Raw genomic sequence first — 13,803 nt, forward strand, 5'->3', positions numbered from 1 at the left:
AATGAAACGTCTGTTGCTGGCGCTTGGCGGCGCCGCCCTTCTCGCGACCGCGCCCGCGTTCGCGCAATCGGCCACCGCGCACCCCGTCGTGCAGCTGAAGACCTCGCAGGGCGACATCCGCGTCGAGCTCTATCCGGAGAAGGCGCCGAAGACGGTCGCCAACTTCCTCGATTACGTGAAGGCCGGCCAGTACAACGGCACGATCTTCCATCGCGTGATCAAGGGCTTCATGATCCAGGGCGGCGGCTACAAGACCAACTTCGAGGAGAAGCCGACCCGCGCGCCGATCCCGCTGGAAAGCCGCAATGGTCTGAAGAACCTGACGGGCACGATCGCGATGGCGCGTACCAGCGATCCGAATTCGGCCACCGCGCAGTTCTTCATCAACACGGTCGACAACAGCGGCCTCGACTACCCGAACCCGGACGGCAACGGCTATGCGGTGTTCGGCAAGGTCGTGTCGGGCCTCGACGTCGTGAAGAAGATCGAAGGCGTGGCGACGACCTCGCGCGGCCCGATGCAGGACGTACCGGCCCAGCCGGTCCTGATCGAATCGGCCAGCATCGTCTCGAAATAAGCACCTGCCGGCACGTCCGGCGCCACACGCGGCCGCGTCGCACGACCGGCCGCGTGCCATTTAAACCGCCTTACCGAAGGAATTCATCATGGTTGAACTGCACACGAACCACGGCGTGATCAAGCTCGAGCTGGACGCCGCCAAGGCACCGAAGACGGTCGAGAACTTCCTCAACTACGTGAAGAAGGGTCACTATGACGGCACGGTGTTCCACCGCGTGATCAACGGCTTCATGATTCAAGGCGGCGGCTTCGAGCCGGGCCTGAAGCAGAAGCCGACCGACGCGCCGATCGACAACGAAGCGAACAACGGCCTGAAGAACGACAACTACACGATCGCGATGGCGCGCACGAACGATCCGCACTCGGCGACCGCCCAGTTCTTCATCAACGTGAACGACAACGACTTCCTGAACCACTCGTCGCCGACGCCGCAGGGCTGGGGTTACGCCGTGTTCGGCAAGGTCGTCGAAGGCCAGGACGTGGTCGACAAGATCAAGGGCGTCAAGACGGGCAACGCGGGCTTCCACCAGGACGTCCCGACCGACGACGTCGTGATCGAAAAGGCCGTGGTGGTCTGACGCATAGTCCGTTACGGAGGCACTTCGATGTTGCAGGAGAGTCCGCCGCGAAGCGTCTCCGCGGGCGTGCCGGGCGAGCGCGAATACGCGCAAGCCGCACGCCCGTTCCTGTTTCTCTCCGATCTGCACCTGAGCGAGGCGATTCCGAAGACGGTCGCCGCGTTCGAGCATTTCGTGAAATACACGGCCGACAGCGCCGACTCGGTGTTCATCCTCGGCGACCTGTTCGAATACTGGATCGGCGACGACGTGCTCGACCACGATCCGTTCGCGGCGCGCATGGCCGCGCTGATGCATACGTTCTCGGAACGCGGGATCGCGCTCTACGTGATGCACGGCAATCGCGATTTCCTGCTCGGCCGGCGCTTCATGAAGGCGGCCGGCGCGATGCTGCTGCCCGATCCGGCGCTGATCACGTCGTTCGGCCAGCGCATCGTGCTCGCCCACGGCGACGCGCAATGCACGGCCGATCGCGGCTACCAGATATTTCGGCGGTTTGCCCGCAATGGCGTCGCGCAGGCGCTGTTTCTCGCGTGGCCGTTCCGCTGGCGCCGCGCGCTCGCGCAACGGATGCGCTCGAACAGCGAAGCGGGCCGGATGCGCCCCGCCTCGCCGCTCTACGACGTCACGCGCGAAGGCATCGCCGCGCTGTTCCGGAAGAGCCGCGCGAGCGTGATCATTCACGGCCACACGCATCGCCCCGCAAGCCACGCCGAACCGGGCGGGATTCGCTGGGTACTGCCCGACTGGGATCTCGACCACGGCATGCCGCGCGGCGGCTATCTGCGCGTCGACGCCGAAGGTATCCACGCGATGCCGCTCGACTGACGCGATCGGCGCTGCCGGCGGCCGCCGGCATGCGCCGCGTTACGGCTGGCGCTCGAGCGCCTTGCCTTCCAGCACCGCCGACAGCCTGCGCAGGTCGAGACGCGCCGCGTCCGCGCCCTGCAGCGTTTCCAGATGCGTGCCGAGTTGCTCGAGCGCCGCGACGATCTCGTCAACGCGCCGGCTTTCCTTCGCCGCGTGGTCGATCAGGCCGTGAATCGCGAGCGACATCGGGTCGTCCGCGTTCGGCGTGATCCCGTACGCGCAGAACGCGGCGCGCTCGGGCTGCGGCTTCGATTGCGCCGGCATCACGATGCGCGCCGGATTGCCGACCGCGGTGCCGCCTGCAGGCACCGGCTTCACGACAACCGCGTTGGAACCGATCTTCGCACCCGCGCCGACCGTGAAACCGCCGAGCACCTTCGCGCCCGCGCCGACGATCACGCCGGCCTCGAGCGTCGGATGGCGCTTCGCGCCGCGCGTCAGCGACGTGCCGCCGAGCGTCACGCCCTGATAGATCGTGCAGTCGTCGCCGACGATCGCGGTTTCGCCGATCACGACACCCATCCCGTGATCGATGAACACGCGCCGGCCGATCGTCGCGCCCGGGTGAATCTCGATACCCGTCAGGAAGCGCCCGGCCTGCGACGCGAAGCGTGCGAGCCAGTAGCGCTTCGCGCGCCAGCACGCATGCGCGAAGCGATGCAGCACGAGCGCGTGCAGCCCCGGATAACAGGTCAGCACTTCCCAGGCACTGCGAGCGGCGGGATCCCGCTCGCGAATCGTCGCAACGTCTTCGCGCAGTCTAGTGAACATGATCTGGTCTGGGCTGGGGAAAAGGCCGGCGTGCCCCGCCGGCAAAGGCCGGCCGTTATCGCACCGGGTAATTTGCTTATGACGTCCGGCGATTGTAGGGCCACTCGCGCGCGGCCGCACGGCGTCGCGCGTTCACCCCGCCGGCGGCACGGGTATTCGTGCGGAACGCCCGTCGCGGCGGATCGACACGGCCTTCCGTTGGATCGGCGCGCATCAGGTCACCAACATCCAGCAGTCGATGCAATGCGGCGTTCGCGGGCGGGGACGCAGCCGTGCAGCGCGCGAGCGCCCGGCAGCCGGCGTGCCGGGCCGCTTACGCGTCGCCGTCGGGCGTGCCGGATTTCAGCAGGATGTGCTTCGCGATGCCGCGCAAGATGTTGACTTCCTCGCGCTCGAGACCGGTGCGTGCGAACAGGCGCCGCAGCCGCGGCATCAGCTTCTTCGGGTTGCGCGGATCGAGAAAATCGAGCGCGATCAGCGCGTTCTCGAGGTGCGCGTACATCCGCTCGATCTCGTCGCTCTGCGCGAGCGTGCCGGCTTCGGCCTGCGCTTGATGCGACGGCCCGCTCCCCTGCTCCAGGAGCGCGACGCGCAGTTCATATGCGAGCACCTGCACGGCCTGCGCGAGGTTCAGCGAACTGTAAGCCGGATTCGCCGGGATGTGCGCGAGCGCGCTGCACTGCTCGACGTGCTCGTTCGCGAGGCCCGTGCGCTCGTTGCCGAACACGAGCGCGATGTCGCCGGTGCCGACCTGCGCGCGCGCCTGTTCGGCGGCCGCGCGCGGCGCAAGGCGCGGCGGCCCGTATTCGCGCGCGCGGGCAGTCAGCGCGATCGACCACTGGACGCCGGACAGCGCGTCGCCGAGCGTGGGCACGACATGCGCGGACGCGAGGACGTCATCCGCGCCGCTCGCCATCGCGATCGCCTCGGGGTCGCTCTGCACGTGCGGCACGCGCGGCGCGACCAGTACGAGCCTGGAGAAACCCATCGTCTTCAGCGCGCGGGCGGCCGCCCCGACATTGCCGGGATGGCTCGGCTCGACAAGCACGAAGCGGGTGGACGTGAAGCCGCCGGACGGCGGCGGGGACGAGGCCACGCCCGATTCGGACGGCGCGGCAGGGTTCTGCGGGGTTTCCACTACATACGACTCGGTTCATCAGAATGGCAGTATGGTATCGCCATCGCCCCGGCAAACCCACTCGTCCGGACGGCCAGTGGGGTTTCCCCGCATTCCGGCCACCTGAAACTCTCGAAAATCGGGTAAAATCATGTGTTTACGTGTCGCATCCCGTGCGACGCGGGTCGTACCCTGCTCTTTGTCAATTCGCGTCTCATCTCGCCCGGCACGTTTGCGCCGTTCCGGGCGGTGTGTTCCACTTCGTGGCGGCCCATGCCGCCGGCTACAGGATCCAGGCTCATGCATCCCATGCTCAACATCGCTGTCAAGGCTGCGCGCCGCGCCGGACAGATCATCAACCGTGCCTCGCTCGACCTCGACCTGATCGAGATCCGCAGGAAACAGCAGAACGACTTCGTCACCGAAGTGGACAAGGCCGCCGAAGAGGCGATCATCGAGACGCTGAAGACCGCCTACCCCGACCACGCGATCCTCGCGGAAGAATCGGGCGAATCCGAGAACGAATCCGAATTCAAGTGGATCATCGATCCGCTCGACGGCACGACCAACTTCATCCACGGCTTCCCGTACTACTGCGTGTCGATCGCGCTCGAGCACAAGGGTGTCGTCACGCAGGCCGTCGTCTACGATCCGAACAAGAACGACCTGTTCACGGCCACCCGCGGCCGCGGCGCGTACCTGAACGACCGACGCATCCGCGTCGGCCGTCGCGACCGCCTGGCGGACGCGCTGGTCGGCACCGGCTTTCCGTTCCGCGAGAAGGACGGCCTCGACGCATATGCGCGCCTGTTCACCGAAATGACGCAGGCCTGCACGGGGCTGCGCCGTCCGGGCGCGGCCGCGCTCGATCTCGCGAACGTCGCGGCCGGCCGTCTCGACGCATTCTTCGAGCAAGGCATCAACGTGTGGGACATGGCGGCGGGCAGCCTGCTGATCACCGAAGCCGGCGGCCTCGTCGGCAACTACACGGGCGACGCCGACTTCCTGCATCGTCATGAGATCGTCGCGGCGAACCCGAAGATCTACGCGCAGATGATCCCGATCCTGAACCGCTACAGCCGCGTGCATCCGGCAGCGGAGTAAATCCGGGCCGCGCCCGCGCGGCGCGGCTGACGCAGCACCCCTGCCGCCAGCGCGCCGCCCCGCCCGTCTCAACACCGCCACGACTTCGTGGCGACCGTATCCGAATACTCATGTTACGGCTAAGCGAACTTAAACTCCCGCTCGACCACCCCGAGAGCGCCCTCGAAGCCGCGATCCGCGCGCGCCTCGCGGAGCTTGGCGTGCCGGCAGACGGGCTCCTCCGTTACACGGTGTTCCGCCGTGCGCACGATGCGCGCAAGCGCGCCGACATCAAGCTCACGTATATCGTCGACGTCGAAGTCAAGGACGAAGCGGCCGTGCTTCCGCGACTCGCCGTCACGCCGCATTGCGGCGTGACGCCCGACATGGCGTACCACTTCGTCACGAAGGCGCCCGAGCACGCCGACTTCCTGCGCCCGGTCGTCATCGGCATGGGGCCGTGCGGCCTGTTTGCCGGCCTGATCCTCGCGCAGATGGGTTTCCGCCCCATCATCCTCGAGCGCGGCAAGGCCGTGCGCGAGCGCACCAAGGACACCTTCGGCCTGTGGCGCAAGAGCGTCCTCAATCCCGAGTCCAACGTGCAGTTCGGCGAAGGCGGCGCCGGGACGTTTTCCGACGGCAAGCTTTACAGCCAGATCAAAGATCCTCACCACTACGGCCGCAAGGTGCTCGACGAATTCGTCAAGGCCGGTGCACCGGAAGACATCCTGTACCTGAGCCGGCCGCACATCGGCACGTTCCGCCTCGTGAGCATGGTGGAAAAGATGCGCGCGACCATCCACGAACTGGGCGGTGAAGTGCGCTTCGAAACCCGGGTCGAGGACATTGAAATCGACCAGGGCAAGGTGCGCTCGCTGACGCTGTCGAACGGCGAAACGCTCCGGTGCGATCACGTGGTGCTGGCAGTGGGCCACAGCGCGCGCGACACGTTCCAGATGCTGCACGATCGCGGCGTGTATGTCGAAGCGAAACCGTTCTCGCTGGGCTTCCGGATCGAACATCCGCAGGGGCTGATCGACCGCAGCCGCTTCGGCAAGTTCGCCGGTCACAAGCAACTCGGCGCGGCCGACTACAAAGTCGTCCATCACTGCAGCAACGGCCGCGCGGTCTACAGCTTCTGCATGTGCCCCGGCGGCACGGTGGTCGCGGCGACTTCCGAGCCGGGCCGCGTGGTCACCAACGGCATGAGCCAGTATTCCCGCGCCGAGCGCAACGCGAATGCGGGCATCGTCGTCGGCATCACGCCGGACGACTATCCGGGCGGCCCGCTGGCGGGCATCGCGTTCCAGCGCAAATGGGAAGAACGCGCGTTCGAGCTCGGCGGCGGCGATTACAGCGCGCCCGGGCAGCTGGTCGGCGATTTCATCGCGGGCCGGCCGTCGACGTCGCTCGGCTCCGTGGTGCCGTCGTACAAACCGGGCGTGCGCCCGACCGATCTCAGCACCGCGCTGCCCGACTACGTGATCGAAGCCATTCGTGAAGCGCTGCCGCAGATCGACAAGAAGATCGCCGGCTTCGCGATGCACGACGCGGTGCTCACCGGCGTGGAGACGCGCACGTCGTCCCCGATCCGGATCCGGCGCAAGGACGATTACCAGAGCGTGAACGTCGAAGGGCTGTATCCGGCCGGCGAAGGCGCCGGGTATGCGGGCGGCATCTATTCGGCAGCGATCGACGGTATCGAAGTCGCGCAGGCGGTGGCGCTCGATCTGATGTCGGCGCACACGTCCTGATATTGCAGGACGGACTCGGCGCACGTACGTCCGTGCGCCGAGTGAAGCCGGCATTTTCAATGCCCGCCCGGGGCGATTTCGAATCGCCGCATCGGACCGACGCTCTCCGATCTCGATCGCTGGCCTTTGCGATGCGCCGCGGCCATTCAGAGGCCGATGTGCCGGACACGACTGGCGCCGGGCCAAATTTCGCTTTGGTATACTTCGCGGCCAAGCCCTCTACGTTTCCCCGCATCCATGGCCGCCGCACAGTCGGACAACGCGTCATCTGATTTCATGCCGGCTGACCTCAGGCAAAGCGTGGTCACGCAGACGTTGCCGCATTCCCAGGTCGGCATCAGCCGACTGAAGACATCTCGTAGAAATATTGGCCGAACTGCGCCATATGAACTCGAAGACGCCGATCTCATCGTGCTGCAATTGCGCGCGTTCGGCGAACAGGAATTGTGGCTTGACGGACGTGTTGCCCGTTTCGTCCCCTACGACGTGGGGACCGTCACGATTCATGACCTCGATCGCAGATGGGTTTCCGATCTCAAGGGAGCGTTCGACTGCATCCATTTTCACCTCCCTCGCCGAACGCTGGAGGAGACAGTCGATGAAATCGGCGGCAGACAGCGACCACAGCTTTACTTGCCGCCGCACTTGAGTGCGACGGATCCGATCATCCATCGCCTGGGCCAGGCTCTGCTCCCCGCTTTAGCGCGGCCCGAGCATGCGTCTCAGCTCTTTATCGACCACGTCGCGCTCGCCTTCCAGGCGCATGTCGCGCGCCTGTATGGCGGCGTCAGCGAGCGCCGGGAGAAGTCGACCTGCAAACTCACGGCGTGGCAGGAGCGAATGGCGAAAGGACTTCTTCTCGAACACCTTACCGGGAACATCTCGATTGCCGACGTGGCGAGAGCATGCGGCCTGTCTCGCGGCCATTTCGTCAAAGCCTTTCATCAGACCACCGGGTTACCGCCCCATCGCTGGCTGATCAACCAGCGTATCGAGCGAGCGATGATGTACATGCGCACGTCGTCCATGCCCCTGCAAATGATCTCGGACGCATGCGGCTTCGCCGACCAGAGCCACTTCACGAGAACATTCACGCGCGTCACCGGCGTGACGCCGCGTCGTTGGCGCACTGACAACGCTTGAGGATCGCATGAGCGACGCCCCGCTTTCGCAAGCGGGTATTTCCTTGTTCGCCGGCATGATTCGACGAGTCGTGGCGCACGACGCTACGCCACGACCTGCGCCCGGCCGATGGCTCGTCACTGTGCAGGTCGATCGCTTCGCGTGACCAGATTTCCCTTTAGCGCCGCGCTCATCGGCATGTCGAGATTCGCGCCGCGTGGCGGAATCGGTGATTCAAACCACTTTGCGTACAGGCGAGTGAATTCGCCGCTCTTCATGAGCCGAGTGAGCGTGCCGTCGACGAGTCGCTTGAACGCCGGATCGTCTTTGCGCACCATGCATGCGTACGGCTCCACCTGCAGCGCGTCTCCCGCCACGGCCCACGCACTCGGGTCGTCCGCATTGGCCCTGAGCCCGTAAAGCAGCACGTCATCGAGGGCGAGCGCTGCCGCTTTGTCGTCCGCGACGATTTTTAGTGCATCGGCGTAGTCCTTTGTCAGCACGACTTCGGCATCGATGTGCTGCGCTTCGAGCTGGCGCCGCAGCGTTTTTTCGTTCGTACTCCCGCCGACTGTCGCGACGGCCTTATGCGCGAGGTCGGCATAGTCGCCAATGCCCGACGCCCGTTTGGCCATCAGCCGCGTGCCGGCATAAAAGTAATTGATCGAAAACGCGACGTCCTTGCCGCGCGCCGACGTGTTGGTCGTCGACCCGCACTCCAGATCGTAGGTGCCATTGACGAGCAGCGGAATTCGATTTTGACCGGTGACCGGCACGTAAGCGACCTTCAGATCCGGTCTGCGAAGTGCCTTGCGAACGTCGTCGACGATTGCTTCCGTTACGTCCATCGAAAAACCGACGGCTTTATGCGGTGTCAGCAGATAGCTGAACGGCACGGCGGCTTCCCTGTACGAAACGACGATTTGATTGGACCGGGAGATTTTGTCCAACGTCTGCGCATTGGCAGTCATCGACACGGCGTACCCCGCGACTAACGCGGCGAGCATGGCAAATGATGGGGATCTCATGATGCCTCTTTCACGACGTTTTCTCTGCAGAAGCTCGATGTGCCGAGCCGTCTCCGTCAGTAGCGGACCGCACGTCGTATCCCTTGCCGCGCGTCCATCGATTCCGACGTGAATTCACTTTAAGCGGAGTCGATCGCCCCCGATTGATTCAGGTCAACAGCGCGGCCGTCTTAGAACGAGTGCCCGGAGAGGGTTTCAGCACGACGCTGCAAGTCGTATCGAGATCCGGTTGGCCGACAGGCCGCCTGCCCGCCTTGGCTGATTCATCAGCGTCATGCCGGCAAGACAAACACCGGCGCCATCCCTTGGGACCATCCGAGCGGCCAGGAATCAATGCCGGACACGGAGCCGTATCGCGCGATCTGCTGGCCTATCGGCCAACTTCGACCGAATTCGTCGAAGCCACTGGTAAACTCGGGGCAACTCAAGCAACAAATTCATGCCGGATCTATGACCACGCTGTCGCCCGAGGCCTTTGCAGGCCACACTCCGATGATGCAGCAGTACCTGCGCATCAAGGCCGATCACCCCGACACGCTCGTCTTTTACCGGATGGGCGACTTCTACGAGCTGTTCTTCGAGGATGCGGAGAAAGCGGCGCGTCTGCTCGATCTGACCCTCACGCAACGCGGCGCATCGGCCGGCACGCCGATCAAGATGGCCGGCGTCCCGCATCACGCGGTCGAACAGTATCTGGCGAAGCTCGTGAAGATGGGTGAATCGGTCGCGATCTGCGAGCAGATCGGCGACCCCGCGACGTCGAAGGGGCCGGTCGAACGCAAGGTCGTGCGCGTCGTCACGCCCGGCACGCTGACCGACGCGGCGCTGCTGTCCGACAAGAACGACGTCTACCTGCTCGCGATGTGCACGGGGCACAACAAGCGTGGCGTGGCGGTCAACATCGGCCTCGCGTGGCTGAACCTCGCAAGCGGCGCGCTGCGGCTCGCCGAAATCGAACCCGAGCAGCTCGGTGCCGCGCTCGAACGCATCCGGCCGGCCGAGATCCTCACGGCGGACGGCGCGACCGACGCCGTGCCCGCCGGCGCCGGCGCGATCAAGCGCGTGCCGGCATGGCACTTCGATATCGCGTCGGGCACGCAGCGCCTGTGCGACCAGCTCGACGTCGCGGGCCTCGACGGCTTCGGCGCGCATTCGCTGACGAGCGCATGCGGCGCTGCCGGCGCACTGCTGCTATACGCGGCCGCTACACAGGGTCAGCAACTGCGTCACGTGCGCAGTCTGAAGGTCGAGAACGAAACCGAATACATCGGGCTCGATCCGGCAACGCGCCGCAACCTCGAACTGACCGAAACGCTGCGCGGCACCGAATCGCCGACGCTGTACTCGCTGCTCGACACCTGCTGCACGACGATGGGCAGCCGCCTGCTGCGTCACTGGCTGCATCACCCGCCGCGCGCGTCCGTCGCCGCGCAGTCACGCCAGCAAGCGATCGGCGCGCTGCTCGAGGCGCCCGTGAACGCGAGCCTCGACGCACTGCGAACCGCCCTGCGCCAGATCGCCGACGTCGAGCGGATCACCGGTCGTCTCGCGCTGTTGTCCGCACGCCCGCGCGATCTGTCGAGCCTGCGCGACACGTTCGCGGCGCTGCCCGCGCTGCGCGAACGCATCAGCGCGATCGTCGCGAACGCGGATGCGCTCGCGCGCGTCGATGCGGCGCTCGCGCCGCCCGCCGAATGTCTCGACCTGCTGACAAGCGCGATCGCCCCCGAGCCTGCCGCGATGGTGCGCGACGGCGGCGTGATCGCGCGCGGCTACGATGCGGAGCTCGACGAGCTGCGCGACATCTCCGAGAACTGCGGGCAGTTCCTGATCGATCTTGAGGCGCGCGAGCGTACCCGCACGGGCATCGCGAACCTGCGCGTCGAATACAACAAGGTGCACGGCTTCTACATCGAGGTCACGCGCGGCCAGACCGACAAGGTGCCGGACGACTATCGCCGCCGCCAGACGCTGAAGAACGCCGAGCGCTACATCACGCCCGAACTGAAGACTTTCGAGGACAAGGCGCTGTCCGCGCAGGAACGCGCGCTGGCCCGCGAGCGCGCGCTGTACGACGGCGTGCTGCAGGCACTGCTGCCGTTCATTGCCGAGTGTCAGCGCGTCGCGTCGGCGCTCGCGGAGCTCGACGTGCTCGCCGCGTTCGCCGAGCGCGCCCGCACGCTCGACTGGGTTGCGCCCGCCTTCACCGACGAAATCGGCATCGAGATCGAACAGGGGCGTCACCCCGTCGTCGAAGCGCAGGTCGAGCAGTTCATTGCGAACGACTGCCGATTCGGCGCCGAGCGCAAACTGCTGCTGATCACCGGCCCGAACATGGGCGGTAAGTCGACCTTCATGCGGCAGACGGCGCTGATCGCGCTGATGGCGTACGTCGGCAGCTACGTGCCGGCGAAGTCGGCCTGCTTCGGCCCGATCGACCGGATCTTCACGCGGATCGGCGCGGCCGACGACCTCGCCGGCGGCCGCTCGACCTTCATGGTCGAGATGACCGAAGCGGCTGCGATCCTGAACGACGCGACACCGCAGAGCCTCGTGCTGATGGACGAAATCGGCCGCGGCACGTCGACGTTCGACGGCCTCGCGCTCGCATGGGCCATCGCGCGCCATCTGCTGGCGCAAAACGGCTGCTACACGCTGTTCGCGACGCATTACTTCGAGTTGACGCAACTGCCCGCGGAATTCCCGCAAGCGGCCAATGTCCATCTGTCAGCCGTCGAGCACGGTCACGGCATCGTATTCCTGCATGCGGTCAACGAAGGCCCGGCGAACCAGAGCTACGGGCTGCAGGTTGCGCAACTCGCGGGCGTGCCGGCACCGGTGATCCGCGCCGCGCGCAAGCATCTCGCATATCTCGAACAGCAGTCGGCCACGCAGCATACGCCGCAGCTCGACCTGTTCAGCGCGCCGCCCGCCGCGGCCGACGAACTCGAATGCGCGGATGCGCCCGCGCCGTCCGACACTTCGCATCCGGCACTCGAAAGGCTGCGCGACATCGATCCCGACGACCTCAAGCCGCGCGACGCGCTCGACCTGCTGTACGAACTGCGCACGCTCGTCCGCTCGCACGATGCCGACGGGCACGCATAAACGCACCCCGTCGGGCTGGCCGGCCCGGGCCACCGCTGCGCTGGTCGCCGCGATGCTCGCGCTGGCGCAGGCCGGCGCGCTGGCCGCGCCGCCCAAACGAGCCGCCGTCCCCTATTCGTTCGCGGTCGTGTCGGGCGTCATCGACGCACCGGCCGACGAACCTGCCGCACAGCGGCTGTTCGAATCGATCGCGCGCGAGCGCAATCTGGCCTTCGTCGTCTATGCAGGCAACATCAAGGGGGCGAAGGAAGCGTGCCGCGATTCGCTATATACGCAGCGCGGCGCGATCCTGGATGCATCGCGCGTGCCGCTCGTGTTCATTCCCGGTCACGACGACTGGGTGACGTGCAACACGGCGGCAGGCGGCAGCTACGACCCGGTCGAACGCCTGGACTTTCTGCGTCAGACGCTGCTGGCCGACTCGGCGCTGCCCGACGCCGGCGCGCTGCAGATCACGCGCGAAAGCGAAGTCGCCCGCTTCCGGCCCTATCGCGAAAACGCGCGCTGGCTGCATGACGACGTCGTCTACGTCGCGCTGAACGCACCGGCGCCGAACAATCACTACCTGACGGCCGGCGGGCGCAACGGCGAATTCGAGGACCGCATCATCGCGAATGGCTTCTGGATCGACCACGCGGCCGAATATGCGAAGCGGCGCGAAGCGCGCGCGATGGTGGTGATGTTCGAAGGCGATCCGCAGTTCGACCGCTATGAGCGTGCCGAACGCTTTGCGTGGTTGCGTTTCAACCGGCCGCGCGTCCGCGACGGCTTTCGTGAACTGAAACGAACGCTGGTGAAGGCGGCAGCGACATTCCGCGGCCCGATCCTGGTGATGCACGCGAGCAGCGAGCCGCTCGCGAACGGCTTCCTGATCGATCGCCCGCTGCATGCGGACGACGGCGTGCTGGTGGGGAATGTGACGCGTGTCGCGATCGGACCGCGTCATCCGGCGAATCAGTGGGTGAAGGTCAACGTGTCGCCGGCGCGGCAGACCATCTTCAACGTGAGCGTGCAGGACGTCCCGAAGAATCTGCCGATTCCGCCCGCGCTGCCGGCCGTACCGCGCGACGAGGTCCCGCTGCCGCAGATGCCGGAGATCCCGGCCTTGCCGGCATTGCCCGACTCGTCGTCGGTCGCGCCGCCGCTGCAGGGCGACGGCACGACTCCGGGCGGCGCTTCGTGGCCCGCGCCGCCCCCTGCTTCAGGGCCGGCGCCGGGCCTGCCCGCCAGCTCAGTGCAGGGTACGCCCTGACGGCGCTTCGCCGTCCTCGTCTTCGTCCTCGTCGACGATTTCGAGGCCTTCCGCGCCATGCGCGTGCTCATGCTCGATCTCGTCCTCGGTCGCTTCGCGAACGTCCTTGACCGTCAGCGCGAAACGCAGCGCCATGCCCGCGAGCGGGTGGTTGCCGTCGAGCACGACCTTGTCCTCGGCGATGTCGGTGACCGTGTAGATCAGCGAATCCACTTCCTCGTCGCCGTCTTCCGGCGTGCCTTCGAACTGCATGCCCACTTCGATCGGCTCGGGAAAACGATCGCGCGGCTCGATCTTCACGAGTTCGGGATCGTAGTCGCCGAACGCGTCCTGCGGCTCGAGCTGAATCTGCGCCTGGTAGCCAGGCTCCTGGCCGTCGAGCTGTTCCTCGATCTTGGGGAACGTGCCATCATAGCCGCCGTGCAGATAAACCATCGGCTCGTCGCTTTCCTCGATCAGATTGCCTTGCGCATCCGACAGCTTGTAAGTGACCGACACGACGGTGTTTTTTGCGATTTTCATCCAATTCTCCCAAATACAA

12 protein-coding genes are annotated in these 13,803 nt (G+C 65.9%); 8 read left to right on the forward strand and 4 right to left on the reverse strand.

Going from position 1 to position 13,803, the window contains the following annotated elements; translation table 11 throughout:
- The first annotated feature begins 1 nt into the window (after position 1).
- The 3 genes from WS45_RS25050 (at position 2) to WS45_RS25060 (ending at position 1,985) form a co-directional block, all read left to right on the forward strand.
- Positions 2-577, forward strand: a complete 576-nt coding sequence (locus WS45_RS25050; RefSeq protein WP_012364186.1) for a peptidylprolyl isomerase — start codon at positions 2-4, stop codon at positions 575-577.
- An 88-nt stretch (positions 578-665) separates the two neighbouring features.
- Positions 666-1,157, forward strand: coding sequence for a peptidylprolyl isomerase (locus WS45_RS25055; protein WP_006483987.1), 492 nt, complete (start codon positions 666-668; stop codon positions 1,155-1,157).
- A 27-nt stretch (positions 1,158-1,184) separates the two neighbouring features.
- Complete coding sequence (locus tag WS45_RS25060; protein WP_059535778.1) at positions 1,185-1,985, forward strand: UDP-2,3-diacylglucosamine diphosphatase; 801 nt, start codon at positions 1,185-1,187, stop codon at positions 1,983-1,985.
- A 39-nt stretch (positions 1,986-2,024) separates the two neighbouring features.
- Here the strand turns inward: WS45_RS25060 and cysE are convergent, their stop codons facing one another.
- Together cysE and WS45_RS25070 are read right to left on the reverse strand one after the other, a co-directional pair.
- Positions 2,025-2,798: a serine O-acetyltransferase gene (gene cysE / locus WS45_RS25065; RefSeq protein ID WP_059510868.1), complete on the reverse strand. Its 774-nt coding sequence runs from the start codon at positions 2,796-2,798 to the stop codon at positions 2,025-2,027.
- 313 nt (positions 2,799-3,111) lie between these two features.
- Positions 3,112-3,936, reverse strand: coding sequence for an RNA methyltransferase (locus WS45_RS25070; RefSeq protein ID WP_059702216.1), 825 nt, complete (start codon positions 3,934-3,936; stop codon positions 3,112-3,114).
- Between the two features lie 279 nt (positions 3,937-4,215).
- Between WS45_RS25070 and WS45_RS25075 the strand changes: the two genes are divergently transcribed.
- The 3 genes from WS45_RS25075 to WS45_RS25085 all read left to right on the forward strand — a co-directional run bounded on the left by WS45_RS25075 (position 4,216) and on the right by WS45_RS25085 (position 7,895).
- Positions 4,216-5,019, forward strand: a complete 804-nt coding sequence (locus WS45_RS25075; RefSeq protein ID WP_059535783.1) for an inositol monophosphatase family protein — start codon at positions 4,216-4,218, stop codon at positions 5,017-5,019.
- A gap of 110 nt (positions 5,020-5,129) precedes the next feature.
- On the forward strand, positions 5,130-6,752 hold the full coding sequence (locus tag WS45_RS25080) for an NAD(P)/FAD-dependent oxidoreductase (RefSeq protein WP_059702218.1): 1,623 nt from the start codon (positions 5,130-5,132) through the stop codon (positions 6,750-6,752).
- A gap of 237 nt (positions 6,753-6,989) precedes the next feature.
- Positions 6,990-7,895, forward strand: a complete 906-nt coding sequence (locus WS45_RS25085) for a helix-turn-helix transcriptional regulator (RefSeq protein ID WP_059535788.1) — start codon at positions 6,990-6,992, stop codon at positions 7,893-7,895.
- A 116-nt stretch (positions 7,896-8,011) separates the two neighbouring features.
- Here the strand turns inward: WS45_RS25085 and WS45_RS25090 are convergent, their stop codons facing one another.
- On the reverse strand, positions 8,012-8,902 hold the full coding sequence (locus WS45_RS25090) for an amino acid ABC transporter substrate-binding protein (protein WP_059702220.1): 891 nt from the start codon (positions 8,900-8,902) through the stop codon (positions 8,012-8,014).
- Between the two features lie 450 nt (positions 8,903-9,352).
- Here WS45_RS25090 and mutS point away from each other — a divergent pair, with 450 nt between their 5' ends.
- Positions 9,353-12,010 carry a DNA mismatch repair protein MutS gene (mutS, locus tag WS45_RS25095; RefSeq protein ID WP_059535793.1) on the forward strand — a complete coding sequence of 886 codons (2,658 nt, stop codon included), beginning with the start codon at positions 9,353-9,355 and terminating at the stop codon, positions 12,008-12,010.
- Positions 11,991-13,262: a hypothetical protein gene (locus WS45_RS25100; protein ID WP_059702222.1), complete on the forward strand. Its 1,272-nt coding sequence runs from the start codon at positions 11,991-11,993 to the stop codon at positions 13,260-13,262. Before mutS ends, WS45_RS25100 begins: the two co-directional genes overlap by 20 nt.
- On the opposite strand, the gene WS45_RS25105 is transcribed toward WS45_RS25100, so the two are convergent.
- Positions 13,242-13,784: an FKBP-type peptidyl-prolyl cis-trans isomerase gene (locus tag WS45_RS25105; protein ID WP_059535798.1), complete on the reverse strand. Its 543-nt coding sequence runs from the start codon at positions 13,782-13,784 to the stop codon at positions 13,242-13,244. The two genes, WS45_RS25100 and WS45_RS25105, sit on opposite strands and share 21 nt — an antisense overlap.
- Positions 13,785-13,803 lie beyond the last annotated feature (19 nt).

The sequence above is a fragment of the Burkholderia sp. RF2-non_BP3 genome, assembly GCF_001522185.1.
GTDB classification, from domain to species: Bacteria; Pseudomonadota; Gammaproteobacteria; order Burkholderiales; family Burkholderiaceae; genus Burkholderia; species Burkholderia diffusa.

What these genes read in the sequence shown, in the direction of transcription:
- WS45_RS25100 (WP_059702222.1), top strand. Translation starts at nt 11,991, where the DNA reads ATGCCGACGGGCACGCATAAACGCACCCCGTCGGGCTGGCCGGCCCGG.
- WS45_RS25105 (WP_059535798.1), bottom strand. Translation starts at nt 13,784, where the DNA reads ATGAAAATCGCAAAAAACACCGTCGTGTCGGTCACTTACAAGCTGTCG.
- WS45_RS25085 (WP_059535788.1), top strand. Translation starts at nt 6,990, where the DNA reads ATGGCCGCCGCACAGTCGGACAACGCGTCATCTGATTTCATGCCGGCT.
- WS45_RS25080 (WP_059702218.1), top strand. Translation starts at nt 5,130, where the DNA reads ATGTTACGGCTAAGCGAACTTAAACTCCCGCTCGACCACCCCGAGAGC.
- mutS (WP_059535793.1), top strand. Translation starts at nt 9,353, where the DNA reads ATGACCACGCTGTCGCCCGAGGCCTTTGCAGGCCACACTCCGATGATG.
- WS45_RS25060 (WP_059535778.1), top strand. Translation starts at nt 1,185, where the DNA reads ATGTTGCAGGAGAGTCCGCCGCGAAGCGTCTCCGCGGGCGTGCCGGGC.
- WS45_RS25090 (WP_059702220.1), bottom strand. Translation starts at nt 8,902, where the DNA reads ATGAGATCCCCATCATTTGCCATGCTCGCCGCGTTAGTCGCGGGGTAC.
- WS45_RS25050 (WP_012364186.1), top strand. Translation starts at nt 2, where the DNA reads ATGAAACGTCTGTTGCTGGCGCTTGGCGGCGCCGCCCTTCTCGCGACC.
- WS45_RS25075 (WP_059535783.1), top strand. Translation starts at nt 4,216, where the DNA reads ATGCATCCCATGCTCAACATCGCTGTCAAGGCTGCGCGCCGCGCCGGA.
- WS45_RS25055 (WP_006483987.1), top strand. Translation starts at nt 666, where the DNA reads ATGGTTGAACTGCACACGAACCACGGCGTGATCAAGCTCGAGCTGGAC.
- cysE (WP_059510868.1), bottom strand. Translation starts at nt 2,798, where the DNA reads ATGTTCACTAGACTGCGCGAAGACGTTGCGACGATTCGCGAGCGGGAT.